Genomic DNA, 25,057 nt, shown 5'->3' on the forward strand with positions numbered 1-25,057 from the left:
CGCCCGGCGGACGCTCGACGCGGGCGGCCGATGCCGCCCACTACGCCGCACCTCGCCGTCGGCCGTCTGCCGCGTCGCGCTACGCCGCCTCGCGCGCAGTGGCCGCATAGCGGATCACGCCATCCTGCCCCGTCTCGCGCGTCAACTCGCCCGCCAGCCACAGCAAATTCAGATGCGCGATCACCTCGCCGAGCGCGAAAGTCATCTGATGAACGTCGAGCGCGCGCCGGAACATGATCGGCACGATATCGGCCGCGCTCATCAGCCGCGCGGCGCACGCATCGCGCACTTCCGCGAGCCGCGCGTCGTGATGCACGCGCAGTTGCGCGATCCGTGTATGCAGCCCGCGAAACGGCTTGCCGTGCGACGGCAACGTGAGCGTATCGGCGGCCATCGTCTCGTAACGGCCGAGTGATTCCAGATACAGCGCGAGCGGATTGCCCTCCGGCTCGAGATCGAACACCGACACGTTCGTCGAGATCCGCGGCAACACCATGTCGCCGGAAATCAGCACGCCGGCCGCCGCGCAGTGAAGCGCGCAATGCTCTGGAGAATGGCCGAACCCGGTGACGACCTGCCATTGGCGGCCGCTGATCGCAACGACATCGCCGTCGCGCAGCCGCCGGTAGCGCGACGGCACGGCCGGCACGAGATCCGAATAATAGTTGCTGCGCTTTCTGAGCTTGTCGAGCGTATCGGCGTGCGCCACGCCGTTGCGCGCGAAATGCTCGGCCGCGCCTTCGCCGCCAGCGTTCGAGCCATTGCCGGCCGCCATCAGGCTGCCGAACAGATATTCGCCCGCCGTCATCCACAGCCGCACGTTCCAGCGCGCACGCTCGCCGCCGTTGCACAGCCAGTTCGCAAGCCCGAAATGGTCGGGATGGCAGTGCGTGACGATCACGCGCAGCACGGGCAAGCCGTCCAGATGCGTATCGAAGATCCGCTCCCAATGCGCCCGGATTTCAGCCGACGCGATTCCGCAATCGACGACCGTCCAGCCCGCCTGCCCGTCGATTTCATCGCGCAGCAGCCACAGATTGATGTGATCGAGCGCGAACGGCAACGGCATGCGCAGCCAGCGCACCCCCGGCGCGACTTCGACGAAGCCGCCCGGCTCCGGCAGCCTGTCGGCGAACGGGTAATCGAGTTGGTTTTCCAGTGCATTCATCGGGGGCGTCTCTTGAGTCTCTTCGTGTTGTCGTCGGGGCGGGCCGCTGACCGCGCCGGAATCGATTCTATCGCTCATCCGTGCGGACGGGGCTGGCGACGCGGTGCCGCGCATGCATTTCGCCGGCTTCGGACCGGCTTCGGACCGGCTTTGAACCAGCTTCGGACCTGCTTAGCATCCCCAAAAAATTCCGCCACGATCCCGTGCGTAGCCAGAACGTTGCGTGAAATTCGCCGAAACGCAGGCCCGCCGCGCCGCACTGCCGGCGCGCGAGCCGCACCGATTCGCCGCCGCACCGGATGAAGCACCCGCGGCGGGCGCTAAAATGGCGTGAGCTTCCCGTCAGTGAGCCCGCGCACGATGAATCATTTTCCCAAACTGTTGTCCTCGCAGATCGGCTTCGACGTCGCGCAGACGATCCTGGAGAATTTCGATCGCCACTATCAAATCTTCCGCGAAGCAGCGATCGCCGCGAAGGATCTGTTCGAGCGCGCCGACTGGCACGGGCTGCAGCGGCTCGCGCGCGAGCGCATCACGTCGTATGACGACCGCGTGCGCGAATGCGTCGAGCTGCTCGAGGACGAATACGACGCCGAAAACATCGACGACGACATCTGGCAGCAGATCAAGCTGCACTATATCGGTCTGCTCACGTCTCACCGGCAGCCCGAATGCGCGGAGACGTTCTTCAATTCGGTGTGCTGCAAGATCCTGCATCGCTCGTACTTCAACAACGATTTCATCTTCGTGCGCCCGGCGATCTCGACCGAATACATCGAGAACGACGAGCCGGCCGCAAAGCCGACCTATCGCGCGTACTACCCCGGCAGCGAAGGGCTGGCGGCGACGCTGACGCGCGTGGTCACGAATTTTCAGCTCAACCTGCCGTTCGACGATCTCGAGCGCGACATCGGCTGCGTGATGCAAGCGGTGCAGGACGAGTTCGGCACGTTCGACGAAGCGGTGAATTTCCAGATTCACGTGCTGTCGTCGCTGTTTTTCCGTAACAAGAGCGCGTACTTCATCGGCCGCATCATCAACGGCGACCGCGTGCTGCCTTTTTGTGTGCCGATCCGCCATGCGCGGCCGGGCTATCTCGCGCTCGACACGGTGCTGCTGCGGCGCGACCAGTTGAAGATCGTGTTCGGCTTCGCGCATTCGTATTTCCTCGTCGACATGGACGTACCGAGCGCGTATGTGCAGTTCCTGCGCACGGTGATGCCAGGCAAGCCGAAAGCGGAAATCTACACGTCGGTCGGCTTGCAGAAGCAGGGCAAGAACCTGTTTTATCGCGATCTGCTGCACCACTTGTCGCATTCGAGCGACCGCTTCATCGTCGCGCCCGGCATACGCGGGCTCGTGATGCTGGTGTTTACGCTGCCGTCGTTTCCTTACGTGTTCAAGGTCATCAAGGATCACTTCCCGCCGCCGAAGGAAACGACGCGCGCGCAGATCATGGAGAAGTATCAGCTCGTGAAGCGCCACGATCGTCTCGGGCGCATGGCCGATACGCTCGAATATTCGAGCGTGGCGCTGCCGCTCGCGCGCCTGGACGACGCGCTCGTGCGCGAACTCGAAAAAGAAGCGCCGTCGCTGCTCGAATACGAAGGCGACAATCTCGTGATCAAGCATTTGTATATCGAGCGCCGGATGGTGCCGCTCAACCTCTATCTGCAAAACGGCAGCGACGCGCAGGTCGAGCATGGCGTGCGCGAATACGGTAACGCGGTAAAGGAGCTGATCCAGGCGAACATCTTCCCCGGCGACATGCTGTACAAGAATTTCGGCGTCACGCGCCACGGCCGCGTGGTGTTCTACGATTACGACGAGATCGAGTATCTGACCGATTGCAACGTGCGCCGCGTGCCGCCGCCGCGTAACGAAGAGGACGAACTGTCCGGCGAGCCGTGGTATTCGATCGGCCCGCACGACATCTTTCCCGAAACTTACGCGCCGTTCCTGCTCGGCGATCCACGCGTGCGCGAGAATTTCCTCAAGCATCACGCGGATTTCTTCGATCCTCAGCTCTGGCAGGACAGCAAGGACCGCCTGCTGAACGGCGAGTTGCCCGATTTTTATCCCTACGAGCCGGCGCTGCGCTTTCGTATCCGTTATCCGGAGCGCTTCGCGGAGCGCGACGCGCCACGGGACGACACCGGCGGCCGGCGCGCCGCCTGAACCGCGCACGGCGCGCCGGCCGTCACACTTGGTTATCCGACATAAAGCCACGACGATGAACACGAACGATCATCCGCTCTCCCATCTGTTCGACAACAACGACGCGTGGGTCAAGCGCAAGCTCGCGGACGACCCGCAATACTTCTCGCGCCTCGCCGATCAGCAAGCGCCGGAATATCTGTGGATCGGCTGCTCGGATTCGCGCGTGCCCGCAAATCAGATCATCGGCTTGCCGCCCGGCGAGGTCTTCGTTCATCGCAACATCGCCAATGTCGTCGTGCATACCGATTTGAACTGTCTGTCGGTGATCCAGTTCGCGGTGGATCTGCTGCGCGTGAAGCACATCATGGTGGTCGGCCATTACGGCTGCTCGGGCGTGAACGCGGCGCTGCACAACCGCCGCGTCGGCCTCGCCGACAACTGGCTGCATCATGTGCAGGACGTGCGCGAGAAGCACGCGGCGCTGCTCGACGAATGGCCGCTCGGCGAAGCGCGCTACCGGCGCCTGATCGAATTGAACGCCATCGAGCAGGTCGTCAACGTATGCCGCACGACGATCGTCAACGACGCGTGGGCGCGCGGCCAGCCGCTCACCGTGCATGCGCTCGTGTACGGCGTGCACGACGGGCGCATGCGCGACCTCGGCATGGCGGTGTCGGAGCCGGACGTGCTCGCGCCAATGTATCGGCGCGCGGTGGACGCGCTCTCGGCAAAACAGGCGCTTTCGGCGGACAATGACATCGTGGCGGCCGACGCGGCACAACTCGCCGAAGCCACCGAACTCATCGCAAAAACCATCAAGGAGACAAATCATGGCGGCTGTTGAAGATCCGATCGTCATCGCGTCGGCGGCGCGCACGCCGATCGGCGGCTTTCAGGGCGATTTCGCGGCGCTCACCGCGCCGCAGCTCGGCGCGGCGGCAATCGCGGCCGCACTCGAGCGCGCGGGCCTGAAACCCGAGCAGATCGACGAAGCGGTGATGGGCTGCGTGCTGCCGGCCGGTCAGGGCCAGGCGCCCGCGCGGCAAGCCGCGATCGGCGCGGGGCTGCCGCTTTCGGCCGGCTGCACGACGGTCAACAAGATGTGCGGCTCGGGCATGCGTGCGGCGATGTTCGCGCACGACATGCTCGTCGCGGGCTCGAGCGACGTGATCGTCGCCGGCGGCATGGAAAGCATGACCAACGCGCCCTACCTGCTGCCGAAGGCGCGCGGCGGAATGCGCATGGGCCACGGCCAAGTACTCGATCACATGTTCCTCGACGGCCTCGAGGATGCTTACGACAAAGGCCGCCTGATGGGCACGTTTGCAGAAGAATGCGCGACGCAATACACGTTCTCGCGCGACGCGCAGGATGCGTTTGCGATCGAATCGCTCACGCGCGCGAAGCGGGCGAACGAAGACGGCTCGTTCGCGTGGGAAATCGCGCCCGTGAGCGTCGCCGGCAAAAAAGGCGAAATCATCGTCACACGCGACGAGCAGCCGTTCAAGGCAAACCTCGATAAAATCCCGACGCTCAAGCCCGCGTTCAGCAAAACGGGAACGGTGACGGCCGCGAATGCGTCGTCGATCTCCGACGGCGCGGCCGCCCTCGTGATGATGCGGCAATCGAGCGCCGAGCGGCTGGGCGTCGCGCCGCTCGCGCGCGTCGTCGGCCATGCGACGTTCGCGCAGGAGCCGTCGCGCTTCACGACGGCGCCCGTCGGCGCGATCCGGCGGCTGTTCGACAAGAACGGCTGGCGCGCCGCCGAGGTCGATCTGTACGAGATCAATGAGGCGTTCGCGGTGGTCGCGATGGCGGCGATGAAGGAGCACGGCCTGCCGCACGACAAGGTCAACGTGAACGGCGGCGCATGCGCGCTCGGCCATCCGATCGGCGCATCGGGCGCGCGCATTCTCGTCACGCTGATCGGCGCGCTTCGCGCGCGCGGCGGCAAGCGCGGCGTCGCGAGTCTGTGCATCGGCGGCGGCGAGGCGACCGCGATGGGCATCGAGATCGTTTGATGCGTTTCGTCTCGTGATCGACACGACCCGAACAGACGCCCGCGCCGTTGCGCCCCACCTGCCGCCGGCTCGGCAGGTGCAAGCCGCGCGGCTCGCCGCTGCGCGGACAGTACAAACGGTTCGCAGGAGGGCTTGAGATGAAGACCGCATTGATCGTCGGCGCATCGCGCGGCTTGGGCCGCGAGTTCGTCCGTCAGTACCGGCGCGATGGCTGGAACGTGATCGCCACCGCGCGCGAGCGCGCGTCGCTTGATGCGCTCGGCGCGCTCGGCGCCGATGCGCATGCCGTCGATGTCACCCAGCCGGAGCAGATTGCCGCGCTCGGCTGGCAGCTCGACGGCGTGCGGCTCGACGCGGCCGTGATCGTCTCGGGCGTATACGGTCCGCGCACGAGCGGCGTCGAGACGATCGCCGGCGAGGACTTCGACACGGTCATGCATACGAACGTGCTCGGCCCGATGCAGCTCATGCCGATCCTGCTGCCGCTCGTCGAGGAGGCCCAGGGCGTCCTTGCGGTGCTGTCGAGCCGAATGGGCAGCATCAGCGAGGCGACCGGCACGACCGGCTGGCTCTATCGCGCGAGTAAAGCCGCGCTCAACGACGCGCTGCGCGTCGCGTCGCTGCAAACCCGGGATGCTGCCTGCATCGCGCTGCATCCCGGCTGGGTGCGCACCGATATGGGCGGCCCGCAAGCGGCGATCGATCCGCAAACGAGCGTCACCGGAATGCGCCGCGTGATCGCCGAAGCGCTTGCCGAGCGCGAGCGCGCGAACGGCCGTTTCTTCCAATATGACGGCGTCGAGCTTGGCTGGTAAGCCGCGCCACGCCGCACGTCAATCGATACCATGTCACGAACCACTCCCGCGCCGCGCCCGCTCGACTGCCCATGCGGCGGTGCAGCGCCCGGCGCCGGCGGCCACGCGCCGCGCTACGCGGATTGCTGCGCACGCCTGATCGACGCGCACATACCGGCGGCGAACGCGCTCGAACTGATGCGCTCGCGCTATAGCGCCTACGTGCTCGGCGAAACCGATTATCTGCGTGCGACCTGGGACCCGCGCACCTGCCCGGCCGACCTCGACGCCGAACGCGCCGACGCGCCGCGCTGGCTTGGCCTGTCGATCAAGCGCTATGCGCAACTCGACGACACGCACGCGGAAGTCGAATTCGTCGCCCGCTACAAGATCGGCGGGCGGGCATTCCGGATGCACGAAACGAGCCGCTTCGTGCGCGATGAGCAGGCGCGGTGGCGATATGTCGATGGAGACGTGACGCAGGCGTAGCCGGTGGAGCGCGCGCACGCCGATTGCGTCCGTCATGCCCGGCCGGCGGACCGACGCGTGCGGTGATCGACGCGAAGCGCGCGGAGTGTGGGCGACGGCGTGGTCACGGCGCATTGACAGCGCATTGGCAGCGCGATGACGTGCGCCGCGCGACACCGTGACCGTGACGATGCTGCCGCAAACAAGCCGCCCGATACCACGCGCACACTCGCCTCCAGCCAAGCATGCGCATGCATGCGGCACGCGGCGCAGACACCGCGCGCCGCACGCCGCGCGCTCGTGCGGAACCGGCCAGCGCCGGCCGCCGTGCTTACTTGCCGTCTATCGAGAATGCATAGAACGTGTAGCTTTTCGTGCCCAGCGCACCCAGCTTCGCGTAGCCGTTGCCCCAGTACACCGTGCCGCGCTCGTCGATCGCTGGGCCGGCAGCCGACGATCCCTGGCCGACGTAATCCCACAGCACGTCGCCTGTCGCGGCGTTGAGCGCGTACATATGGCCGCTCATCGAACTGACGAACGCCACGCCATTGGAGACGCTCACGGGCGCGATGGTGAGCGCGTTGCCGGACGGGTCGGCCACTTGCCAGAGAATCTTGCCCGTCGCCGGATCGATCGCGGCGAACGAGCCGACCGTCACGCTCTTTCCGTTGACCGTGTACGGCACTCGGTCATAGTCGGCATTCGCCACGTAAATGCGCTTGCCGTCGGTCGCCGTACCCCACTCGATGCCGCCGAGCGCGGAGCCGGGGCCCACCACCGTGCTCGAGCGGATCGCGCCTGTCTGCGCGTCGAGCAGCCAGTAGACGCCGCTCTTCTGACCGGCGCCGACCAGCAGTTGCGGCTTGCCGGGACGGTCGTGAACGGTGAGCAGAGTGGGCCCGGCGCCGAAGTCGAAATCCGGCCCCGGCGACGGCGGGCAATTCTGCGCATTGGTGCCCGGCTGGTTGCACGCGATATTCCACGTGTCGAAGCCTTGTACGCCAGTGCTCCACTTGATCCGGCCGGTTGCCATGTCCAGCGCGAGGACCGAATCGACATGGTCGTCCGGACTCAGGCACTGCGCCATGCTCCCGCCCGCGACCTGACATTGGTTCGCGGACTGGGGCACCGAATAGTTGTTGCCGGTCGTGATGAACACGGTCTTGCCCGGCACGTCGATGGCGGCCGTGCTGCCCCACACCGCGCCGCCGCTGTAGCCTCCAGGCGCGCCGTTGTTCTGCGGCACCGTATAGGTGGTCCATTTGATCCGTCCGGTCTTCGCATCGAGCGCGGAGAACGAACCCCGGAAGCTGCAGCACGGGTAGTTGGGCACGTCCGCGGCGGCGGCCTCCTCCGTCGACGACGCCCCGACGTAAACCACGCCGGCATGCACGATCGGCGACTGCGTGACGATTGCATAAGGATGCGAATTGATCGCCGTGCTCCAGAGGAGATTGCCGCTCGCCGCATCGATCGCGAGAACGTGCGCGCCATTCTGATCGCCGATATACACCGTATTGCCGACCACCGCGGGGCTGGTGCGCGACACCGCCGACGGCGGCTCGCCCGCATAACTGTCGATGCGGCGTTCCCAGATGAGCTTGCCGGTGGCCGCATCGAGCTTGGTCAGATAGCCGCCCCAGTCGGGGAAATAAACGGCGCCGTCGACCACGGCCGGCGTCGCGGACACGTCGCCGTGGACGGTGCGCGACCATTTCAGGGCGAGCCTGCCCGCGTTGTTCACGTTGAGTGCGGTTTGGTCGGACTGCGAGCGGGTATTGCGCAGATTCTGTCCCGCCACCGACCATCCGTTCGCGGCCGGCGCGGCCATGGACGGTTGAGCGGCAAGCCCCAGCGACAAGCCGAACAGCACGGCGGCGGGAATAACGGCAATCCGTCGACGTTGTCGATCGAATACTTGAGTCATCAATAGCTCCAAGGTTCGCGTATCAGGAGGAGGAATTGGTCCCCTTCGCTTTTCCGCTCTCGCGTGAGCGATTGTGTCTGCGTCACCAGCCCCGCCCCAATTTTGCCTGCGCATCGCGACGGCATCTGAGGGGCAGCCCACTTTTCGGCCGCGCGCGGTGAACTCACGTCAATGGCGCAGGCCGCAATGCGCCGCGATTGGATGAGTGAGCACGTCGCGCCGCCTGCGCCAGGCAGGCGAACGATCCGTCGGCATTCGCGATGACGTGATGTTCGCGGCAATGCCCGCGTCGGCGCATTCGGCCGCCTCCGTGCCTGCCGGCTGCGCCTGCCACCTGCGTTGCCGCCATTGCCGCCGGATAACCTCTGAGCCTGCGATGCCAGCGGCAGCGCCAGCCCGCGCCCGCAAACCGCCGCTATCGCGAACGCCGGGTTATTCCGGCGTTGCGCAATCGAAATTTGTCGGGCTACGATGGCTCCCATTTGCTTGTATCAGCGGTGACGGACTGACCAATGGCATTCGGCAACAAAAAGGCGTGGACAGGATGGATCGCGGCGTGCGCACTGTCGGCCGCGCATGCCGGCACGCTGCCGGCCCATCAGGCCTCGTCCGATCAGCCCGCCGCTGCGCCCACCTTCGCGTATGCCGAACGCTTCGATTACGGCGATTCGGATCTGCCGCCCGTCGCCGCGAGCCTGAACGAAACCGTCGTCCATATCCCGGTCGCCGCCGCGGACGGCGTGATGCTCGAAGCGACGGTGTTCAAGCCCGACGGGCCCGGCCCGTTCCCGCTCGTCGTCTTCAATCACGGCAAGAATCCGGGCGATACGCGCGCGCAGCCGCGCAGCCGGCCGCTTTCGTTCGCACGCGAATTCGTGCGGCGCGGCTACGCGGTAGTCGCGCCGAATCGCGAAGGCTTCGCGGGCTCGGGCGGCACTTATATGCAGGAAGGCTGCGACGTCGGGCGCAACGGCCTCGCGCAGGCGCGCGACGTAGCCGCGACGCTTGCCTATATGTCGGCGCAGCCGTATGTCGACGCGCGGCGCGTCGTGGTCGCCGGCACGTCTCATGGCGGACTCGTATCGCTCGCATACGGCACCGAGGCCGCGCATGGCGTGCGCGGCATCATCAATTTCTCCGGTGGATTGCGGCAGGATCTCTGCGACGCGTGGCAAAAGCATCTCGTCGATGCATTCGACGCCTATGGCTCGCATACGCGCGTGCCATCGCTATGGCTGTATGGCGACAACGATTCGGTGTGGTCGCCCGAGCTGGTCGCGCAAGCGCGCGACGCGTACATGGCGCATGGCGCAAGCACGCTGTTCGTCGATTTCGGCCGCTACAAGGATGACGCGCACCGGCTGATCGTCGACCGCGACGGCGTGCCGATCTGGTGGCCGTCGGTCGAAACGTTCCTGTCGCGGCTCAAGCTGCCGACCGCGGTGCGCTATGCGGTCGCCAACCCGCTCGCGCCGAAGGCGAGCGGTTACGCGGCGATCGATACGGTCAGCGCGGTGCCGTTCATCGACGAAGCAGGCCGCGCGGCCTATCGGCGCTTCCTCGCGCATCAGCCGAGCCGCGCGTTCGCCGTGTCGACGCAGGGCGCATGGTCGTGGGCTGAAGGCGGCGACGATCCGATGGCGCTCGCGCTCGAAAGCTGCCGCAAGCAGGAAGCCGGGCCATGCCAGCTATACGCGGTCGACGATCGCGTGGTCTGGCGTGGCGAGGACGCGCGCACGGCGGATACGTCCGCCGCGCCCGATTCGGCCAGCGCGCGCGCATTGGCGAGCCGCTGAACACGGCATTTCGTTTCGAATTGCGTCTAGGGCAGGGTGCGCGTGTCTGCATAGACACCGGGCATCGCGCGCCCTGCCGCACACGGGTTCATACGCTTGCGATCACTCCGGTAAAAATCAAAACCCCGATGCACGGTGCGCCATTCGTCCGGAAGCCGCCACGCCGGTCGGCAGCGCCTATGCCGCGTGCAATCGCATCCGGCAAACCGGCTGAACCATCGCCGCAGATACCCAGAAGATTCTGACTTATTTTTTATCGACGACACGCGGCGCACACATTCATCGCCGCAATCGAATATCGCGAATCGAATACCCACGTTGCCCGATAAAGCGGTTTCGATTGATCCGTTTTATAACCGCTTTTAACTCCGATCCGGCACACGGCACACAGCACACGCATTGCCTTTCATCGCCGTTTTGATCGATCGCATTCGAATGCCGCACTCGAATGAGAATCGGCGTTCTCGAAATCCGGTCGAATGAACGCCTGCCGGAATCGATAGACGAATCGCATTTCGACGCCGCGCGGCGTCCCCTTTCCCGTTGCCGCGATTGGCCGCCACCCGCTTGCGCGGCGCGCCCGCTTCTTCATTCGCCACCTCCCCGCCTTTTCGAGTTTTCTCCCCATTCCCGCCCGGCGGGTAGCGACGCTTTGCCGTCATCTTCTGCCGCTTATTCGAGCGATTTGTACCGAACCGCCGCGAGCCGTCGCGAAATGCGCCGAACTCCGCGCCAGACAAGGCGCTGACGTTTTGTAACTGCTGCTGCATCAACACGAAAAACACGCTAATCTCAGCCCGGTTTTGGTTTTATACGCACGCGTTTTTTGCCATCCGATCGGGCCCTTGGCTATCACGATCCCGCAAAACGAGAACCATGCGCTTCGCGCACTCGACGCGTTTTCGCCCCGGAGTTGTCTTGAACACACACGCAACCGACGATTGGGTCGCGCGCAGCCTGCGTGCGGTCTGGCACCCTTGCACGCAGATGAAGCATCACGAGCAGCTGCCACTCATTGCGCTTGCGCGCGGCGAACGCGCGTGGCTCATCGATCACGCGGGCCGCCGCTATCTCGACGCGATCAGCTCGTGGTGGGTCAATCTGTTCGGTCACGCGAATCCGCAAATCAACGCGGCGCTAAAGGCGCAGCTCGACACGCTCGAACACGCGATGCTCGCCGGCTGCACGCACGAGCCGGCGGTCGAACTCGCCGAGCGGCTTGCAGCGCTCACCCGGCACACGCTGGGCCATGCATTCTTCGCATCCGACGGCGCGTCGGCCGTCGAAATCGCGCTGAAAATGAGCTTTCATGCATGGCGCAATCGCGGCCGCGGCGACAAGCGCGAATTCGTCTGCATTGCGAACGGTTACCACGGCGAGACGATCGGAGCGCTCGGCGTGACCGACGTCGCGCTCTTCAAGGACGCATACGATCCGCTGATCCGCACGGCGCACGTCGTCGCGTCGCCGGACGCGCGCGGCGCGCAGGACGGCGAGACGGCCGCGGACGTGGCCGCGCGCGCGCTCGACGACGCCAAGCGGCTCCTTGCCGAGCGCGGCGACAAGATCGCCGCGCTGATCGTCGAGCCGCTCGTGCAGTGCGCGGCCGGCTTCGCGATGCACGATCCGTCATACGTGCGCGGCCTGCGCGCGCTGTGCGACGCGCACGACGTGCATCTGATCGCCGACGAGATCGCGGTCGGCTGCGCGCGCACCGGCACGTTCTTCGCATGCGAGCAAGCCGGCGTGTGGCCGGACTTCCTGTGCCTGTCGAAGGGCATCAGCGGAGGATATCTGCCACTGTCGCTCGTGCTGTCGCGCGATGCCATCTTCGATGCGTTCTACGACGACGACGTCACGCGCGGCTTCCTGCATTCGCATTCGTATACGGGCAACCCGCTCGCGTGCCGCGCGGCGCTCGCCACGCTCGATCTGTTCGATGCGCGTGACGTGCTCGCCGACAATGCGCGCAAATCGGCGTTGATGCGCGCTGCGCTCGCGCCGCTTGCCGAGCATCCGAACGTGCGCCATCTGCGCGAGCGCGGCACGATCTTCGCGTTCGACGTCGCGCTCGAAGGCGACGCCGCCAAACGCTTCGCGCGCCGCTTCTTCGAACACGCGCTGGCCCGCGAAACGCTGCTGCGCCCGATCGGCACGACGGTCTATCTGATGCCGCCATACATTCTCGACGACGCCGAAATCACGTGGCTCGCAGCGCGCACGCGCGACACGCTCGATGCCACCCTTTCGGAGACTCACGCATGACGCGCCTGCTTGCCTCGCTTGAACGCGGCCTCGCCGATATCGACGCGCAAGGGCTGCACCGCGCAAGACGCGTGGCCGACACCGCGTGCGGCGCGCATATGACGGTCGACGGCCGTGAGATCGTCGGCTTCGCGAGCAACGACTATCTCGGGCTCGCCTCGCATCCTCAGTTGATCGAAGCATTAGCCGAAGGCGCGCGCCGCTATGGCTCGGGCAGCGGCGGCTCGCACCTGCTCGGCGGCCACTCGCGCGCGCACGCCACGCTCGAGGACGAGCTGGCGGCGTTCTGCGGCGGCTTCTGCGACGCGCCGCGCGCGCTGTACTTCAGCACCGGCTACATGGCCAATCTCGCCGCGCTCACTGCGCTGGCCGGCCGCGGCGCGACGATTTTCTCGGATGCGCTGAACCATGCGTCGCTGATCGACGGCACGCGGCTCGCGCGCGCCGACGTGCAGATCTACCCGCACTGCGACATGGCCGCGCTCGACGCACAGCTCACCGCCTGCGCTGCGAAGACGAAGCTGATCGTCTCCGACACGGTGTTCAGCATGGACGGCGACATCGCGCCGCTCGAGCGCCTCGTCGCGCTCGCCGAAGCGCACGATGCGTGGCTCGTCGTCGACGACGCGCACGGCTTCGGCGTGCTCGGCCCGCAAGGGCGCGGCGCGCTCGCCGCGCACGCGCTGCGCTCGCCGAACATCGTCGGTATCGGCACGCTCGGCAAGGCGGCGGGCGTCGCTGGCGCGTTCGTCGTCGCGCACGAAACCGTGATCGAATGGCTGATCCAACGCGCGCGCAGCTACATTTTCACGACGGCGGCGCCACCCTGCGTCGCATACGCGGTATCCGCGAGCCTCAAGATCATCGCCGGCGGCGAAGGCGACGCGCGACGCGCGCATCTGGCCGCGCTGATCGAGCGCACCCGCGCCATTCTGCGGCGCACGCGCTGGCAGCCGGTCGACTCGCATACCGCCGTGCAGCCTCTCGTGATCGGCAGCAACGACGACACGCTCGCCGCGATGCGCGCGCTCGACGCGCAGGGCCTCTGGGTGCCCGCGATCCGGCCGCCGACGGTACCCGCCGGCACGTCGCGGCTGCGCATCTCGCTGTCGGCCGCGCATTCGTTCGACGATCTCGCGCGCCTCGACGCCGCACTCAGCGTGCCGGCCGACATGCCGGCCAACGCATCGCCCACCATCCACTCCATCGCCGCATGAACGCACCGTTTTCCTTTTTCGTGACGGGCACCGATACCGAGATCGGCAAGACTTTCATATCGGCCGCGCTGCTGCGCGGTTTCACGCGCGCCGGGCTGCGCGCGGCCGCACTGAAGCCGATTGCGGCCGGTGCGTATGAGCGCGACGGCGCGTGGCGCAATGAGGACGCGGACCAGCTCGACGCCGCGGCAAGCGTCGCGCTGCCGGACGCGATCCGCACGCCGTTCCTGCTCAAGGAGCCTGCCGCGCCGCACATCGCGGCCGCGCTCGACGGCGTCGCGCTCGACATCGGCACGGTCGCCGCGGCTCACCGCCGCGCATGCGAAGCGGCCGACGTCGTGATCGTCGAAGGCGTCGGCGGCTTTCGCGTGCCGCTCGACGGCACGCGCGACACGGCCGATCTCGCGGTCGCGCTCGGGCTGCCGGTGCTGCTCGTGGTCGGCGTGCGGCTCGGCTGCATCAACCACGCGCTGCTCACCGCCGACGCGATTGCCGCGCGCGGCCTCGCGATCGCCGGCTGGGTCGCGAACCGTATCGATCCGGCGATGCGCTTCGCCGACGAGAACGTCGACACGCTGCGCGCGTGGCTCGAACGCGAGCATCGCGCGCCACTCGTCGGCGACATCGCGCATATGAGCCCGCCGTCGCCGGACGCCGCATCGCACGCGCTCGATATCGACCGTTTATTGAATACGCAACGCGCCGCCGCGCCGCGCTGATTTTTCGCCTACCATGGCGCTAATTTTGAAGAATCGATCCCCGCTTCGAAGGATGACCGACATGACTCAAGCTCAAACCGCCGCTGCCGAAACGCCCGTGGCCGCGCCCGTCGCGCCGCGCTGGCGCGTGGCCGACGTGATCGCACTCTACGAGCTGCCGTTCAACGATCTGCTGTTCCGCGCGCAGCAAGTGCATCGCGAGCACTTCAATGCAAACGCGATCCAGCTCTCGACGCTGCTGTCGATCAAAACCGGCGGCTGCGAGGAAGATTGCGGCTACTGCTCGCAATCGTCGCACCACGACACCGGTCTGCAGGCAAGTAAGCTGATGGAAGTCGACGAGGTGCTCGCCGCCGCACGCGCCGCGAAGGCCAACGGCGCGACGCGCTTTTGCATGGGCGCGGCATGGCGCAATCCGAAGGACCGGCACCTCGAGCCGATTCAGCAGATGATCCGCGGCGTGAAAGACATGGGCCTCGAAACCTGCGTGACGCTCGGCATGCTGGAAGAGCATCAGGCGAAGGCGCTTGCCGACGCGGGGCTCGACTACTACAACCACAACCTCGACACGTCGCCCGAATTCTACGGCCAGGTGATTTCGACGCGTACCTACCAGGACCGTCTCGACACGCTCGAGCGCGTGCGTGACGCCGGCATCAACGTCTGCTGCGGCGGGATCATCGGCATGGGCGAATCGCGCCGCGAGCGAGCGGGACTCATCACGCAGCTCGCGAACATGAATCCGTATCCGGAATCGGTGCCGATCAACAATCTGGTTGCGATCGAAGGCACGCCGCTCGAACATGCGGAAAAGCTCGACCCGTTCGAGTTCGTGCGCACGATCGCAGTGGCGCGGATCACGATGCCGAAGGCGATGGTGCGGCTTTCGGCCGGCCGCGAACAGCTCGACGACTCGATGCAGGCGCTGTGCTTCCTGGCGGGCGCGAACTCTATGTTCTACGGCGACGCACTGCTGACGACGAGCAACCCGCGCACGGAAGCGGACCGCAAGTTGCTCGCGCGGCTCGGCATCACCGCGAGCGAGACAAATCAGCCCGGCGCCTGAATCTCAACGCACACGTCACGCGCGCTGCGCGCATGACGTGTTTGCCGCCGCGTGCGTGGGGCCGCCAGACACGCGCACGCCGGCATATCGATCATCGGATGCGCTGCGTCTGGCCGCGTCCGTTTGGCGCCGGCGCCGCCCATCAACCGACGCCGGACGCAAACGCCCTACGCGCCACGCCGGTCAATCGAGATAGTCCTCATACTCCTTGCGCGAATACGACGCGAGCTGCCGCCACGGCGGCGTTTTCGCGCGCGGCGCGGGCGTGAGCGTCAGCTTGCGCGTCACGCTGCCGTCCGTGCTGCGGTATTCGACGACGAGCGGCGCCTGCAACGCATCGCTCCACAAAATACGGTTCAAGCCGCGCCCGGCGATTGTCTGCTCGTACCAGCGCGTGCCGGGCTGCGGCCCGGCCGCCGTCTTGGCGTTCAGCCGCTTCAACTGCGACGGCGGCGTGATGTAGAACGCGTTGTCCCACGAGCCGTCGAAGCCCGTCGTCTCGAACTCGGTCGGCGGCACGTTGACGATCGTGCGTTCGGCTGCATCCACGTACTCGATGCGCACGTTGCCGCCGTCGTTCGTCACGTGCCGCGCCGCCGCATCGAAATTGAAATGCTTGTGCCCCGCATGCGCGTGAGCGGAGGCCGGGCGCGCATATTCGCGCGACACGGCCGACGCATGGCGCGCGCGATGCGTATCGGCTTCGCTGCGGGCATCGGCGTCGTGAATATGACTTGGCACGTGATCGTCATGCTCGTCGGCGCGCGCCGCACCGGCAAGCCGAACGCGCTCGACCCATACATGCCCTTCGCGACGCACCATCCGCTCACGATAGACGACCGTGCGTGTCACGCCGTCCGCGCTGGTCGCGCGGCTCTCGTGCAGCAGCACTGCGTCGAGATCGGGCGCTGCGGCAAGCACGGGGGCAGCGGCAAGCGCCGCGACGCCCGCGATCCATGCCGCGCGCACACGCCGCACGGCGCTTCGTTTCATCACCTCGATTCGCATCGCCGCAGCCGCCTCGCTCAAAACCCGAACGCCGACTTCACGAGGCCGAACACCTTCGTGTTGTCGAGCGTGCCCTTGAACGCCTTCGCATCGGCGCCGTCGGCGAACAACATCACGTCGCCACCGCCGTGCGTCTCCGAGCCGGGGCTGCCGAGCCGCACACCCACTTCCTGCAGATACGCTTCGTGTGTCGCGCTCGCCGAATCGACCGACGTGCGCACGTTCGGCCGGTTCGCGCCGTTGCCGAACACGAGCGTCGTGTACGTGTTGCCGTCCGCGTCCTTGCTCGGCTGGCCGTCGCGGTAGTTGCGGCTGATGTCGAGAATCGGATTGCCTCGCTTCGAATAACCGTTGATCGTCATCGTGTGATCGTGGTCGGCCGTGACGACGATCAGCGTGTTCGACAGATCGACTTTCGACAGCGCAGTGCGAATCGCTTCGTCGAACGCCACGGTATCTTCGAGCGCGCGCTTCGCATTGGTGCCGTGCAGCGCGTGATCGATGCGGCCGCCCTCGACCATCAGGAAATAACCGTTCGGGTTCCTCGACAATACGTCGATCGCCTTCGCGGTCATCTCCGCGAGGCTCGGCTGCGTTGCGCCCTCGCCCTTGCCGGCGACGCGATCGAGTTCGTACTCGAGATGGCTCGTCGAGCTGAACAGGCCGATCAGCTTGTTGCCGCCCGCTTGCGCGAGCTGATCCTTGGTCGCCGCAACCGCATAGCCCTTCGCACGCAACTCGGCGAGCAGGTCGCGCCCGTCCGCGCGGCCGCGCTTGTTGGTGACCGGATCGAACGGCGTCCAATGGTTGCGGCCGCCCCCCATCAGCACGTCGACGCCGTCGCCGAGCGCGGCGTTGTAGCCCACGCCGCCCGGCACGGCCTGCGCGGCGATGTGATATTGCGCATCGCGGTGGCAGATGTGCGAGTAGGTCGCCGCGGGCGTGGCGTGCGTAAGCTCGGTGGTCGTGATCGCGCCCACGGCCTTGCCGTGCGCTTTCGCAAGCTCCAGCAGCGTCTGCGCCGGCTTGCCGTTGCTCGCGCTGCAGTTGTTGACCGTGCGGTTGCCGTTCGCGTCGGTGCCGGGTGCGACCGCGACCGTATCGGACGTCATCGACAGCACTTCGTTGTTCATCTTCACGCCGGTCATATACGCGGACATCGACGGCGCGCTGTCGGTGGTCTGCGCATCGTTCGAAAAAGTCTTGATGCGGGCGGTGCGCGGCAGCTTCTCCATCGTGAGCTGGCCGGCCTCACCAACCTTATAGATGCGGCTCGCAGTGACGGTCGTCGGCCCCATGCCGTCGCCGAGAAAGAAAATCACGTTTTTCGCCTGTCCTGCGGCATGCGCCGCGGAACCGAAGCCGCCCGTCAAAACCGCTGCGGCGATCGTCGCTGCCGCGACGCGCTGAATCTTTGTCATGCTGTTTCCCCTATTGACCGATGCCGTGCTCAAAGCTGCACCGCGTTGCGCACCAGCTCGAACACCTTGTTGTTCTCGATCACGCCATGAAAATTCTCGGCGCCGCGGCCGATCGCACCGAGAAATACGTCGGTGCCGCCATGCGTCTCATTGCCTTTGTCCATGCGCACGACCGCTTCCTGGCGGTAGTCGTCGGCGCCCGTCACCGCGTCGGTGAGATTCGTGCCCGCGCGGCTGCCCTGCACGCGGTTTTCGCCGTTGCCGAAGCCGATGATCGTGTACGGCGCGCCATCCGCATCCTTCGCGATCGCACCGTTCTGGTAATTGCGCAGCACGCCGAGCACGCCTGGCTTGCCCGCCTCCGTCTTGCCGGTACGCGCCGCGTAGCCGTTCAGCACGAGCGTGTGGTCGTGGTCGGCGGTGACCACGATGAGCGTGTTCTTCAAATCCGGATCGGTCTTGCGCACTTTGTCCAGCGCTGCCTTGATCGCGTTGTCGAACGCGACCGTATCCTGCAGCGCGCGCTTCGCGTTGGTGTCGTGCAGCGCATGGTCGATGCGGCCGCCCTCGACCATCAGAAAGTAACCGTTCGCATTCCTTTGCAGCACGTCGAGCGCGCGCGTCGTCATCTCGGCGAGGCTCGGCTCCTTCGTCGCGTTGCGGTCGAGGTCGTAGCTCATATGGCTCGACGTGAACAAGCCGACGAGCTTGCCGCCCTTCGTCGCATCGGCGGCGAGCAGTTCGTCGCGGTTCTGTGCGAACGCATAGCCCTTCGCCTTCAGCTCATTGACCAGATGGCGGCCATCGGCACGCTTGCCGCCCGCGTCCTTGGGCACGAAGAATTGCAGGCCGCCGCCCAGCACGACGTCGACGCCGTCGGACAGCGCCGCGTTGTAGCCTGCGCCGCCCGGCACGAGCTGCGCGGCGATGTCGTTTTCCGCGTCACGGTGGCAGACGTGCGCATAGGTCGCGGCCGGCGTCGCGTGCGTGACGCGGGTGGTCGTGACGACGCCCGTCGCCATGCCGCTGGCCTTCGCGATCTCAAGCAGCGTTCGCGCGGATTTGCCGTTGTTCGCCCCGCAATTGCCGGTGAGATTCGCGCTTGGCTCGATCGCCTTGGTGTCGGGCGTCATCGAGATCACTTCGTTGTTGGTCTTCACGCCCGTCATGTATGCGGACATCGACGGCGCGCTGTCCGTCACCTGCGCGTCGTTCGAATAGGTCTTCACGAATGCCGTTTCAGGCAGCGTGTCGAGCGTGAGCGCGCCGTCCTCGCCGAGCGCATAGATGCGTGCGGCGGTCAGCGTGGTGATCCCCATGCCGTCGCCCAGGAAGAAAATCACGTTGCGCGCGGCCGTTTGCGTACCGCCGCCCGGCGTACCCGCCTGGGGCGAATCGTCGCTGCCGCAGCCCGCCGCCGCGAAGACGCTCGCGCACAGGAGCGCCACTAATCTCACTCGCTTCATTTCGGTTTCCCGTCGTCGTTGTGATTGCTTTCAAAATCGAAAGGACGATACGGGGGCGATGTGACGCGAATGTGAATGTTTTTGAAAGAATGGAGAATGAGAAATGAAGGTCTTCGGCCGATGCGGGCTGCGTTTCGGCAGGCGCCGACGCAGAGCACGCGCCGCTTGCTCCGACGACGAAAATCAACCATCGTCGAGCAATAATCAAATATTTCACAAAACTCAAAACCGAGAGGATTCGTTCTCATCCCGGCTTGCCATTTATATTTGGAGAGCGCCAACCAAGAATGAATTCAGCCGGCGCTCTCGTTTCGTCATATGCCGATTAAATCAGCGATATTCCGTTGACGCCGACATTAAAACGGAATCGGCTTGACTTCAGAACCTCCGATCGGCATGGGAAGCGTGCTGATCCAATCATGAGGAAAGTTGGCAATGATGTCCGAGATGATGCCGGGCAAGGCGGAGACAATACCGGGCAACGCAGAGATAATGCCGGGCAACGTCGAAATGCTGGGCGGATTCCACGTGCCGCCCGACACTGCCCGGATTTCCTCTTCAACGAGTTCGACCATACTCATTACGCTCTCCTGTAAATGTAGAGATTTCAAATTACGCTTACGACATAAAATATGACGAAAGCGGATCGTAATATATCGAACGACTAGAAATGTTTATGTTATGTACATTACATATCAAATACAACAAAATACTTTGACCATTTTGTCGTCGCTCGAATCTCTAAATAAAACAGGAAAATATTTTGAAGCAATAACGCATCGATCTCATCCATTGACGATCGTGAAGCTCGAATACCCATTCATTCCGGAGATAGGCGAGACATCTGAATCATGCGTATCGTCAACGCGCGCGACGCATCCATCGAACCCGCACAGAACGCGTCACCGCCCGAACGGCGAAACCAGTAGCGCGGCAGCAGGCTTGCTCTGCGTCTTCGGCGCTGTCAGATTCGCTTGATTCAATACGCTGGCGAGACGCACGCCCGCACGCCGCAGCTGCAGCGACACATCGGCTTCTGCAGTGCTCACATAGCTGCTCGGCAACACATAAACGCCGCTGGCGTTCGGTTGCGGCAGCTTGCCGTACGCATCCTGCTTCGCCACGCCGAACGCCTCCAGCGACCAGTCGCGCGGCGTCAGCGTTTGCCAATTGGTCACGTCGGCCGGCGTGATTTGCTGGATCAGCTTCGACGCGATGTCGTCCGCGCTGGTGCCCAGTTGCGTGACGAAGGCCGTGTCCCAGTACGAGTGCAGATTGCCCGACTTGAAACCGGTCGCGGACACGTGCTTCGAATTTCCGCCGCTATCGTTGTCATCGCTCGAATGCAGCGGCTGATGTTCGTCGCCGACGAAATGAAGGATGAATTGCAGCGCGAGCAACCGTTCGGATGGCGAAGTATCGGCCGCATTCAGCTCCTTGACGAACTGATCGATTTTGTCGACCACGCACGCCTGCGCCGGCCCCTGCGAGGCTACCGTGTTCAGAGGCAACGGCGGATGGCCGAAGCATGCGGCATCGATGTCGCCGGTGGCGATTTCGGTATCCACGTAATGCCACTGCGACGTGTTCGAATGCGACGCGCGGTACTTGTCGGCCCAGGTCGCTTCGCTCGCGATATCGGTGGCGGTCAGGCCGCTCGTGTCGGTCGCGAGAATCGCGTTGACAGCGATGCGGGTCTGGTCGGTCAGGTAATGATCGGCGATCTTCGCGACGACTTCATGCCCGACATCGCCCCACGCAAACGCGCTCGTCGCGGCGCCGAAGAGCGCCACGCTCGCCACGCCGTTGCGCAGCATTCGCCAGCGGCGTGCGCGTTGGATTTCGTCGGCGTTGCGAATACTGCGTTGTTTTTTATATTCGTTCTTTCTTCCCGGTTCTCTCATATGGCCCTCTCAATGGCATTGCTCTTGGCTTATCTTAGATTGATCCGTATGACTAATTTATTAATCCCGTCGCGCAAACCGATGGCGAAATAGAGTGGCGCGCGGAATGGCATCGCCTGCCGTAACGCAAAAAAACGCCCAGCACAGGTTGAGCAACTTCGCCGGCACGGCCTAGCGCACGGACTTATGCGATCAACATGCAACGCGTGCGGCGGCCGGGGAATCCGGATCGTCGATCCAATCGATATCGCCGCAAAGCACGCATAACGCATCGCCGACGCGAATCGCGGCCGACAACGTCACGCATGGCAGCGCCTCGTTGATGGACAGATAAGGCCGTGTCACATGCACGCGCCCCGGCTCGGCGATGGCACTGCGGAAATACGGACGTCTCAGCCAGTTCGCGCCCTGCGCGTCGGCAAGCGGCAGAAAGCGGGTCTCATGCGATGCGCGGTCTGCGCGCAGCATCACATTGCGTCCGGCCTGCCGCCCGCGTTCGTCGAGCAGGAAACAGCGTGCGGCATGATCGAGCGCGAGGAAATTCCAGCAGACTTCGTCGAGCGGCTCGCCTGCCGCCAGGCGCTCGGCCGCGCGCTCGAACGCGCGCAGATACGGCGCGAGCCGCTGCGCGTCGCGCCGCTCGCGCGCTTCGGTTTGCTCGCGAAAACGCTCGGTCAGCTCGCCGATGCAGGCGCACGCCGCCGCGCCGTCCGGCAGCCCCGGCGCGGGACGGCCGAAGTAGTAGCCCTGCACGAAATCCGCTTCGCAAGACAGCGCGATCTGCGCTTCGTGCTCCGTTTCGATGCCTTCGATCAACACGAGTTTGCCCGCCTCGTGCAGCAGCGTGACAAGCCCGTGCAGGACCGCCGTGACGCCCGTGCGATGCTGTGCGTGCGACAGCATGATACGGTCGAGCTTCACGATATCCGGATTCAATTGCCAGATCCGCTCGAGATTCGAATGGCCGGCGCCGAAATCGTCGAGCGCGATCAGAAAACCTTGTTCGCGCAACCCGCGCACCGCATCGGCGAGCCGCTCGAGATCCTCCGCACGCTGCTCGATCACTTCGAGCACGACGCGCCGCGGTGAAATACTCAACCGCTTCAGATTCGCGAACAGCGCGGCGGCCTGAAACGGATCGGTCAGCACGCCGGGGTCCACGTTGAGAAACAGCCATTCGCGCTGCGCGCCGAAACGCGAGAAGTTTTCGAGATGAAGCGCCTGCGCGAGCCGCTCGACCTGCGTGGCCTCGCCGTGGCGCGCCGCTTCGCCGAGCACGTCGAGCGGCGATACCGGGCGATCGAGCGAATCGTGCGCGCGCAACAGTGCCTCGTAGCCGACCGCGCGCATATGGGACAAACTGAAGATCGGCTGAAACACGCTCGTCAGCGTGAGATCGTGATGCTGCGCGGCAACGCGCGCGAGGCCCGAGGTCACCTCTGCTTCGAAGCGGTATGGCGACGCGGCAACCGGACGCTCCTGTTGAACCGTGATCATGCAGCAGCCCTCCGCACGACGAAAACGTCGACAGGCAGAATACGCGACTCGCGGATTGTCATAAGTGGTCCTCGGTTGTTTGATCTTAGTTTTCGCCTAGCGTTAAGCAAGCTCCGTGCTCAGCTTGGCCTCCTCTGCGTGTGACAGGCTGGCGAACGTGCATCGCCCCGGCCTGGCCGCCGCGACACGCCGCGCGGCGCATGCGGGCACGGAGTCGCAATGTGGCCGGCGGCACACGTCCCGCCGATTTTGAAAAATCCATTCATCGGGCCGGCCGCCAGACAAGCCCATTCGTTCGCGCGAACAGGCTCCGGAGAACCCGACACCGAATATTTCGGTCCCCGATCTATTGCCGTGCCTATCGACGGAGCCGGCTCGCACCATTACGGTGCGAACCGCGCCGCAGCTTTTCCCGTCGTGCATCTTTCATGCGCGTTACACTGCGTACCGTTGTTTCCCCGTTTCGCATACCGATGGAAATCGTCTTCACAGTTCTGATTTTGTTGCTCGCCGTAGCGCTGTCCGGCGTGATGACGCGCGTGCTGCCGCTGCCGCGCCTGCCGTTACCGCTGATCCAGATTGCCATCGGCGCGGTGCTCGCGTGGCCGAAGTTCAATCTGCACGTCACGTTCGATCCCGAAATTTTCATGCTGCTGTTCATTCCGCCATTGCTGTTCGCGGACGGCTGGCGCATTCCTAAGCGCGAACTGTATCTGCAGCGGCGCGCGATCCTGATGCTCGCGTTCGGCCTCGTGTTCGCGACGGTGCTCGCCGTCGGCTATTTCGCGCACTGGCTGATTCCCGGCATGCCGTTGCCGGTCGCGTTCGCACTCGCCGCCGTGCTGTCGCCGACCGATGCGGTCGCGCTGTCCGGTATCGCCGGCAAGGGGCGCATTCCGCCGCAGCTCATGCACATCCTCGAAGGCGAAGCGCTGATGAACGACGCATCGGGCCTCGTCGCGCTGAAATTCGCGATTGCCGCCGCGCTGACCGGCATGTTCTCGCTGCGCGACGCGGCGATCAGCTTTGTGATCGTTGCATCGGGCGGCCTCGTCGTGGGCGCGCTGCTCGCATGGCTGTTCAGCACGCTGTCCACACGCTTTCTGAACGCATCGCAGGAAGGCGACCCCGCGCCCGGCATCGTGATGACGCTGCTCGTGCCGTTCGCGTCGTATCTGATTGCCGAGCATCTCGGTTTGTCAGGCATCCTATCGGCTGTCGCGTCCGGGATGATGATGAACTATACGAGCTTCTCGCGCAGCAGCACCGTCGCCGCGCGGGTGCGCGCCGAAAGCACGTGGGCGATGATCGAATTCGTGTTCAACGGCATGGTGTTCATCATGCTCGGGCTGCAATTGCCGCACATCATCGGCCGCGCGCTCGTCGATGCGCACCATACGAGCGACGTGCTCGTCGGCATGATGATCGGCTATGTCGCGGCGATGCTCGTCGCGTTGTACGCGATCCGTTTCACGTGGGTCTGGCTGCTGCGCTGGATCGCGAGCCGCCGCGCGGCCAAGCACGGCCTCACCGGCACGATGGCCGGGCTGCGCACGATCGCGGTGATGACGGTAGGTGGCGTGCGCGGCGCGATTACGCTTGCGGGCGTGCTGTCGATCCCGGTCGCACTCGCCGACGGCACGCCGCTCGCCGGCCGCGATACCGCGATCTTCATCGCATCGGGCGTCATTCTCGGCTCGATCGCCGTGGCGGTGGCCGGGCTGCCGCTGCTGCTGCGCGGCGTGCGTCCGACGCACAATCCGCATGCGCACGAAGAGCGCGCGGCACGCGCGGCAACGGCCCAGGCAGCGATCCGCGCGGTCGACACGACGCACGACGCGATCGCCGCCGATCTCGACGAAGCCGCCGCCGCGCGCTGCGCGGACGTGACCGCGCGCGTCATGGATCTGTATCGGCGGCGCTTGTCCGCCTATGCCGGCGACGGCAGGACGCCGCTCGACGAAGCCAGGCAGTCCGAACAAATGGAACTGCGGATGAAAATCGCCGCGCTTCGCGCGGAACGCGCGGCACTCTACCGGCTACGCGGCGAGCGCAAGATCGGCGACGAAACGCTCGCCAAGCTGATACGCGAGATCGATCTGTCGGAGGCCGCGCTGTCGACGCGCAAGAAAGGTATCGTATAACCCGGCCGGCGGCGAA

General features: G+C 65.2%; 20 protein-coding genes. 11 read left to right on the forward strand and 9 right to left on the reverse strand.

All coding sequences use genetic code 11. From position 1 onward, the window contains the following. Positions 1-79: 79 nt before the first annotated feature. Positions 80-1,168: an MBL fold metallo-hydrolase gene (locus tag BSIN_RS11035; RefSeq protein ID WP_089340532.1), complete on the reverse strand. Its 1,089-nt coding sequence runs from the start codon at positions 1,166-1,168 to the stop codon at positions 80-82. 360 nt (positions 1,169-1,528) lie between these two features. Between BSIN_RS11035 and aceK the strand changes: the two genes are divergently transcribed. The 5 genes from aceK (at position 1,529) to BSIN_RS11060 (ending at position 6,632) form a co-directional block, all read left to right on the forward strand. Then, on the forward strand, positions 1,529-3,346 hold the full coding sequence (aceK, locus tag BSIN_RS11040; protein WP_089340533.1) for a bifunctional isocitrate dehydrogenase kinase/phosphatase: 1,818 nt from the start codon (positions 1,529-1,531) through the stop codon (positions 3,344-3,346). A gap of 55 nt (positions 3,347-3,401) precedes the next feature. Next, the gene (gene can / locus BSIN_RS11045; RefSeq protein WP_089340534.1) at positions 3,402-4,172 is read left to right on the forward strand and encodes a carbonate dehydratase; all 771 of its coding nucleotides are present in this window, start codon (positions 3,402-3,404) and stop codon (positions 4,170-4,172) included. Further along, a complete protein-coding gene (locus BSIN_RS11050) occupies positions 4,159-5,349 on the forward strand; it encodes an acetyl-CoA C-acetyltransferase (RefSeq protein WP_089340535.1) in 1,191 nt (396 codons plus the stop codon). The genes can and BSIN_RS11050 overlap by 14 nt, the downstream gene beginning before the upstream one ends. A gap of 137 nt (positions 5,350-5,486) precedes the next feature. Next, the gene (locus BSIN_RS11055; protein ID WP_069233409.1) at positions 5,487-6,164 is read left to right on the forward strand and encodes an SDR family oxidoreductase; all 678 of its coding nucleotides are present in this window, start codon (positions 5,487-5,489) and stop codon (positions 6,162-6,164) included. 30 nt (positions 6,165-6,194) lie between these two features. Beyond that, positions 6,195-6,632, forward strand: coding sequence for a YchJ family metal-binding protein (locus BSIN_RS11060; protein ID WP_089340536.1), 438 nt, complete (start codon positions 6,195-6,197; stop codon positions 6,630-6,632). A gap of 310 nt (positions 6,633-6,942) precedes the next feature. Here the strand turns inward: BSIN_RS11060 and BSIN_RS11065 are convergent, their stop codons facing one another. After that, positions 6,943-8,538 carry an outer membrane protein assembly factor BamB family protein gene (locus BSIN_RS11065; RefSeq protein WP_069233410.1) on the reverse strand — a complete coding sequence of 532 codons (1,596 nt, stop codon included), beginning with the start codon at positions 8,536-8,538 and terminating at the stop codon, positions 6,943-6,945. Between the two features lie 512 nt (positions 8,539-9,050). On the opposite strand from BSIN_RS11065, the gene BSIN_RS11070 reads away from it, so the two are divergent. Continuing rightward, positions 9,051-10,334 carry a dienelactone hydrolase family protein gene (locus BSIN_RS11070; protein ID WP_089340538.1) on the forward strand — a complete coding sequence of 428 codons (1,284 nt, stop codon included), beginning with the start codon at positions 9,051-9,053 and terminating at the stop codon, positions 10,332-10,334. A 362-nt stretch (positions 10,335-10,696) separates the two neighbouring features. On the opposite strand, the gene BSIN_RS25310 is transcribed toward BSIN_RS11070, so the two are convergent. Then, positions 10,697-11,119: a hypothetical protein gene (locus BSIN_RS25310; RefSeq protein WP_143757413.1), complete on the reverse strand. Its 423-nt coding sequence runs from the start codon at positions 11,117-11,119 to the stop codon at positions 10,697-10,699. Positions 11,120-11,252: 133 nt separating this feature from the next. Here BSIN_RS25310 and bioA point away from each other — a divergent pair, with 133 nt between their 5' ends. From bioA to bioB, 4 genes are all read left to right on the forward strand, one after another. Beyond that, entirely contained in the window at positions 11,253-12,599 is a 1,347-nt protein-coding gene (gene bioA, locus BSIN_RS11080) for an adenosylmethionine--8-amino-7-oxononanoate transaminase (RefSeq protein WP_089340540.1), read from the forward strand. After that, positions 12,596-13,816, forward strand: coding sequence for an 8-amino-7-oxononanoate synthase (gene bioF, locus BSIN_RS11085; RefSeq protein WP_089340541.1), 1,221 nt, complete (start codon positions 12,596-12,598; stop codon positions 13,814-13,816). The genes bioA and bioF overlap by 4 nt, the downstream gene beginning before the upstream one ends. Then, the gene (bioD, locus tag BSIN_RS11090) at positions 13,813-14,535 is read left to right on the forward strand and encodes a dethiobiotin synthase (RefSeq protein WP_089340542.1); all 723 of its coding nucleotides are present in this window, start codon (positions 13,813-13,815) and stop codon (positions 14,533-14,535) included. The genes bioF and bioD overlap by 4 nt, the downstream gene beginning before the upstream one ends. A 61-nt stretch (positions 14,536-14,596) precedes the next feature. Further along, complete coding sequence (bioB, locus tag BSIN_RS11095; protein WP_173678666.1) at positions 14,597-15,601, forward strand: biotin synthase BioB; 1,005 nt, start codon at positions 14,597-14,599, stop codon at positions 15,599-15,601. Between the two features lie 183 nt (positions 15,602-15,784). On the opposite strand, the gene BSIN_RS11100 is transcribed toward bioB, so the two are convergent. The 6 genes from BSIN_RS11100 to BSIN_RS11125 form a co-directional block, all read right to left on the reverse strand. Further along, positions 15,785-16,609, reverse strand: coding sequence for a hypothetical protein (locus BSIN_RS11100; protein ID WP_089340553.1), 825 nt, complete (start codon positions 16,607-16,609; stop codon positions 15,785-15,787). Positions 16,610-16,626: 17 nt separating this feature from the next. After that, positions 16,627-18,030: an alkaline phosphatase gene (locus BSIN_RS11105; RefSeq protein WP_089340544.1), complete on the reverse strand. Its 1,404-nt coding sequence runs from the start codon at positions 18,028-18,030 to the stop codon at positions 16,627-16,629. A 29-nt stretch (positions 18,031-18,059) separates the two neighbouring features. After that, positions 18,060-19,496: an alkaline phosphatase gene (locus BSIN_RS11110; protein WP_089340545.1), complete on the reverse strand. Its 1,437-nt coding sequence runs from the start codon at positions 19,494-19,496 to the stop codon at positions 18,060-18,062. A 356-nt stretch (positions 19,497-19,852) separates the two neighbouring features. After that, positions 19,853-20,077, reverse strand: coding sequence for a hypothetical protein (locus tag BSIN_RS11115; protein ID WP_102720187.1), 225 nt, complete (start codon positions 20,075-20,077; stop codon positions 19,853-19,855). 321 nt (positions 20,078-20,398) lie between these two features. Then, on the reverse strand, positions 20,399-21,400 hold the full coding sequence (locus tag BSIN_RS11120) for a S1/P1 nuclease (protein WP_089340546.1): 1,002 nt from the start codon (positions 21,398-21,400) through the stop codon (positions 20,399-20,401). Positions 21,401-21,592: 192 nt separating this feature from the next. Then, the gene (locus BSIN_RS11125; protein WP_059517534.1) at positions 21,593-22,897 is read right to left on the reverse strand and encodes a sensor domain-containing phosphodiesterase; all 1,305 of its coding nucleotides are present in this window, start codon (positions 22,895-22,897) and stop codon (positions 21,593-21,595) included. Between the two features lie 473 nt (positions 22,898-23,370). Between BSIN_RS11125 and BSIN_RS11130 the strand changes: the two genes are divergently transcribed. Next, positions 23,371-25,041, forward strand: a complete 1,671-nt coding sequence (locus tag BSIN_RS11130) for a Na+/H+ antiporter (RefSeq protein WP_069233419.1) — start codon at positions 23,371-23,373, stop codon at positions 25,039-25,041. Positions 25,042-25,057: the final 16 nt, after the last annotated feature.

This window comes from Burkholderia singularis, from assembly GCF_900176645.1.
Taxonomy (GTDB): domain Bacteria; phylum Pseudomonadota; class Gammaproteobacteria; order Burkholderiales; family Burkholderiaceae; genus Burkholderia; species Burkholderia singularis.

Excerpts from the sequence above, each read along its gene's own strand:
- BSIN_RS11035 (WP_089340532.1), bottom strand. The coding sequence starts at position 1,168 with ATGAATGCACTGGAAAACCAACTCGATTACCCGTTCGCCGACAGGCTG.
- aceK (WP_089340533.1), top strand. The coding sequence starts at position 1,529 with ATGAATCATTTTCCCAAACTGTTGTCCTCGCAGATCGGCTTCGACGTC.
- can (WP_089340534.1), top strand. The coding sequence starts at position 3,402 with ATGAACACGAACGATCATCCGCTCTCCCATCTGTTCGACAACAACGAC.
- BSIN_RS11050 (WP_089340535.1), top strand. The coding sequence starts at position 4,159 with ATGGCGGCTGTTGAAGATCCGATCGTCATCGCGTCGGCGGCGCGCACG.
- BSIN_RS11055 (WP_069233409.1), top strand. The coding sequence starts at position 5,487 with ATGAAGACCGCATTGATCGTCGGCGCATCGCGCGGCTTGGGCCGCGAG.
- BSIN_RS11060 (WP_089340536.1), top strand. The coding sequence starts at position 6,195 with ATGTCACGAACCACTCCCGCGCCGCGCCCGCTCGACTGCCCATGCGGC.
- BSIN_RS11065 (WP_069233410.1), bottom strand. The coding sequence starts at position 8,538 with ATGACTCAAGTATTCGATCGACAACGTCGACGGATTGCCGTTATTCCC.
- BSIN_RS11070 (WP_089340538.1), top strand. The coding sequence starts at position 9,051 with ATGGCATTCGGCAACAAAAAGGCGTGGACAGGATGGATCGCGGCGTGC.
- bioF (WP_089340541.1), top strand. The coding sequence starts at position 12,596 with ATGACGCGCCTGCTTGCCTCGCTTGAACGCGGCCTCGCCGATATCGAC.
- bioD (WP_089340542.1), top strand. The coding sequence starts at position 13,813 with ATGAACGCACCGTTTTCCTTTTTCGTGACGGGCACCGATACCGAGATC.
- bioB (WP_173678666.1), top strand. The coding sequence starts at position 14,597 with ATGACTCAAGCTCAAACCGCCGCTGCCGAAACGCCCGTGGCCGCGCCC.
- BSIN_RS11100 (WP_089340553.1), bottom strand. The coding sequence starts at position 16,609 with ATGCGAATCGAGGTGATGAAACGAAGCGCCGTGCGGCGTGTGCGCGCG.
- BSIN_RS11105 (WP_089340544.1), bottom strand. The coding sequence starts at position 18,030 with ATGACAAAGATTCAGCGCGTCGCGGCAGCGACGATCGCCGCAGCGGTT.
- BSIN_RS11110 (WP_089340545.1), bottom strand. The coding sequence starts at position 19,496 with ATGAAGCGAGTGAGATTAGTGGCGCTCCTGTGCGCGAGCGTCTTCGCG.
- BSIN_RS11115 (WP_102720187.1), bottom strand. The coding sequence starts at position 20,077 with ATGAGTATGGTCGAACTCGTTGAAGAGGAAATCCGGGCAGTGTCGGGC.
- BSIN_RS11120 (WP_089340546.1), bottom strand. The coding sequence starts at position 21,400 with ATGAGAGAACCGGGAAGAAAGAACGAATATAAAAAACAACGCAGTATT.
- BSIN_RS11125 (WP_059517534.1), bottom strand. The coding sequence starts at position 22,897 with ATGATCACGGTTCAACAGGAGCGTCCGGTTGCCGCGTCGCCATACCGC.
- BSIN_RS11130 (WP_069233419.1), top strand. The coding sequence starts at position 23,371 with ATGGAAATCGTCTTCACAGTTCTGATTTTGTTGCTCGCCGTAGCGCTG.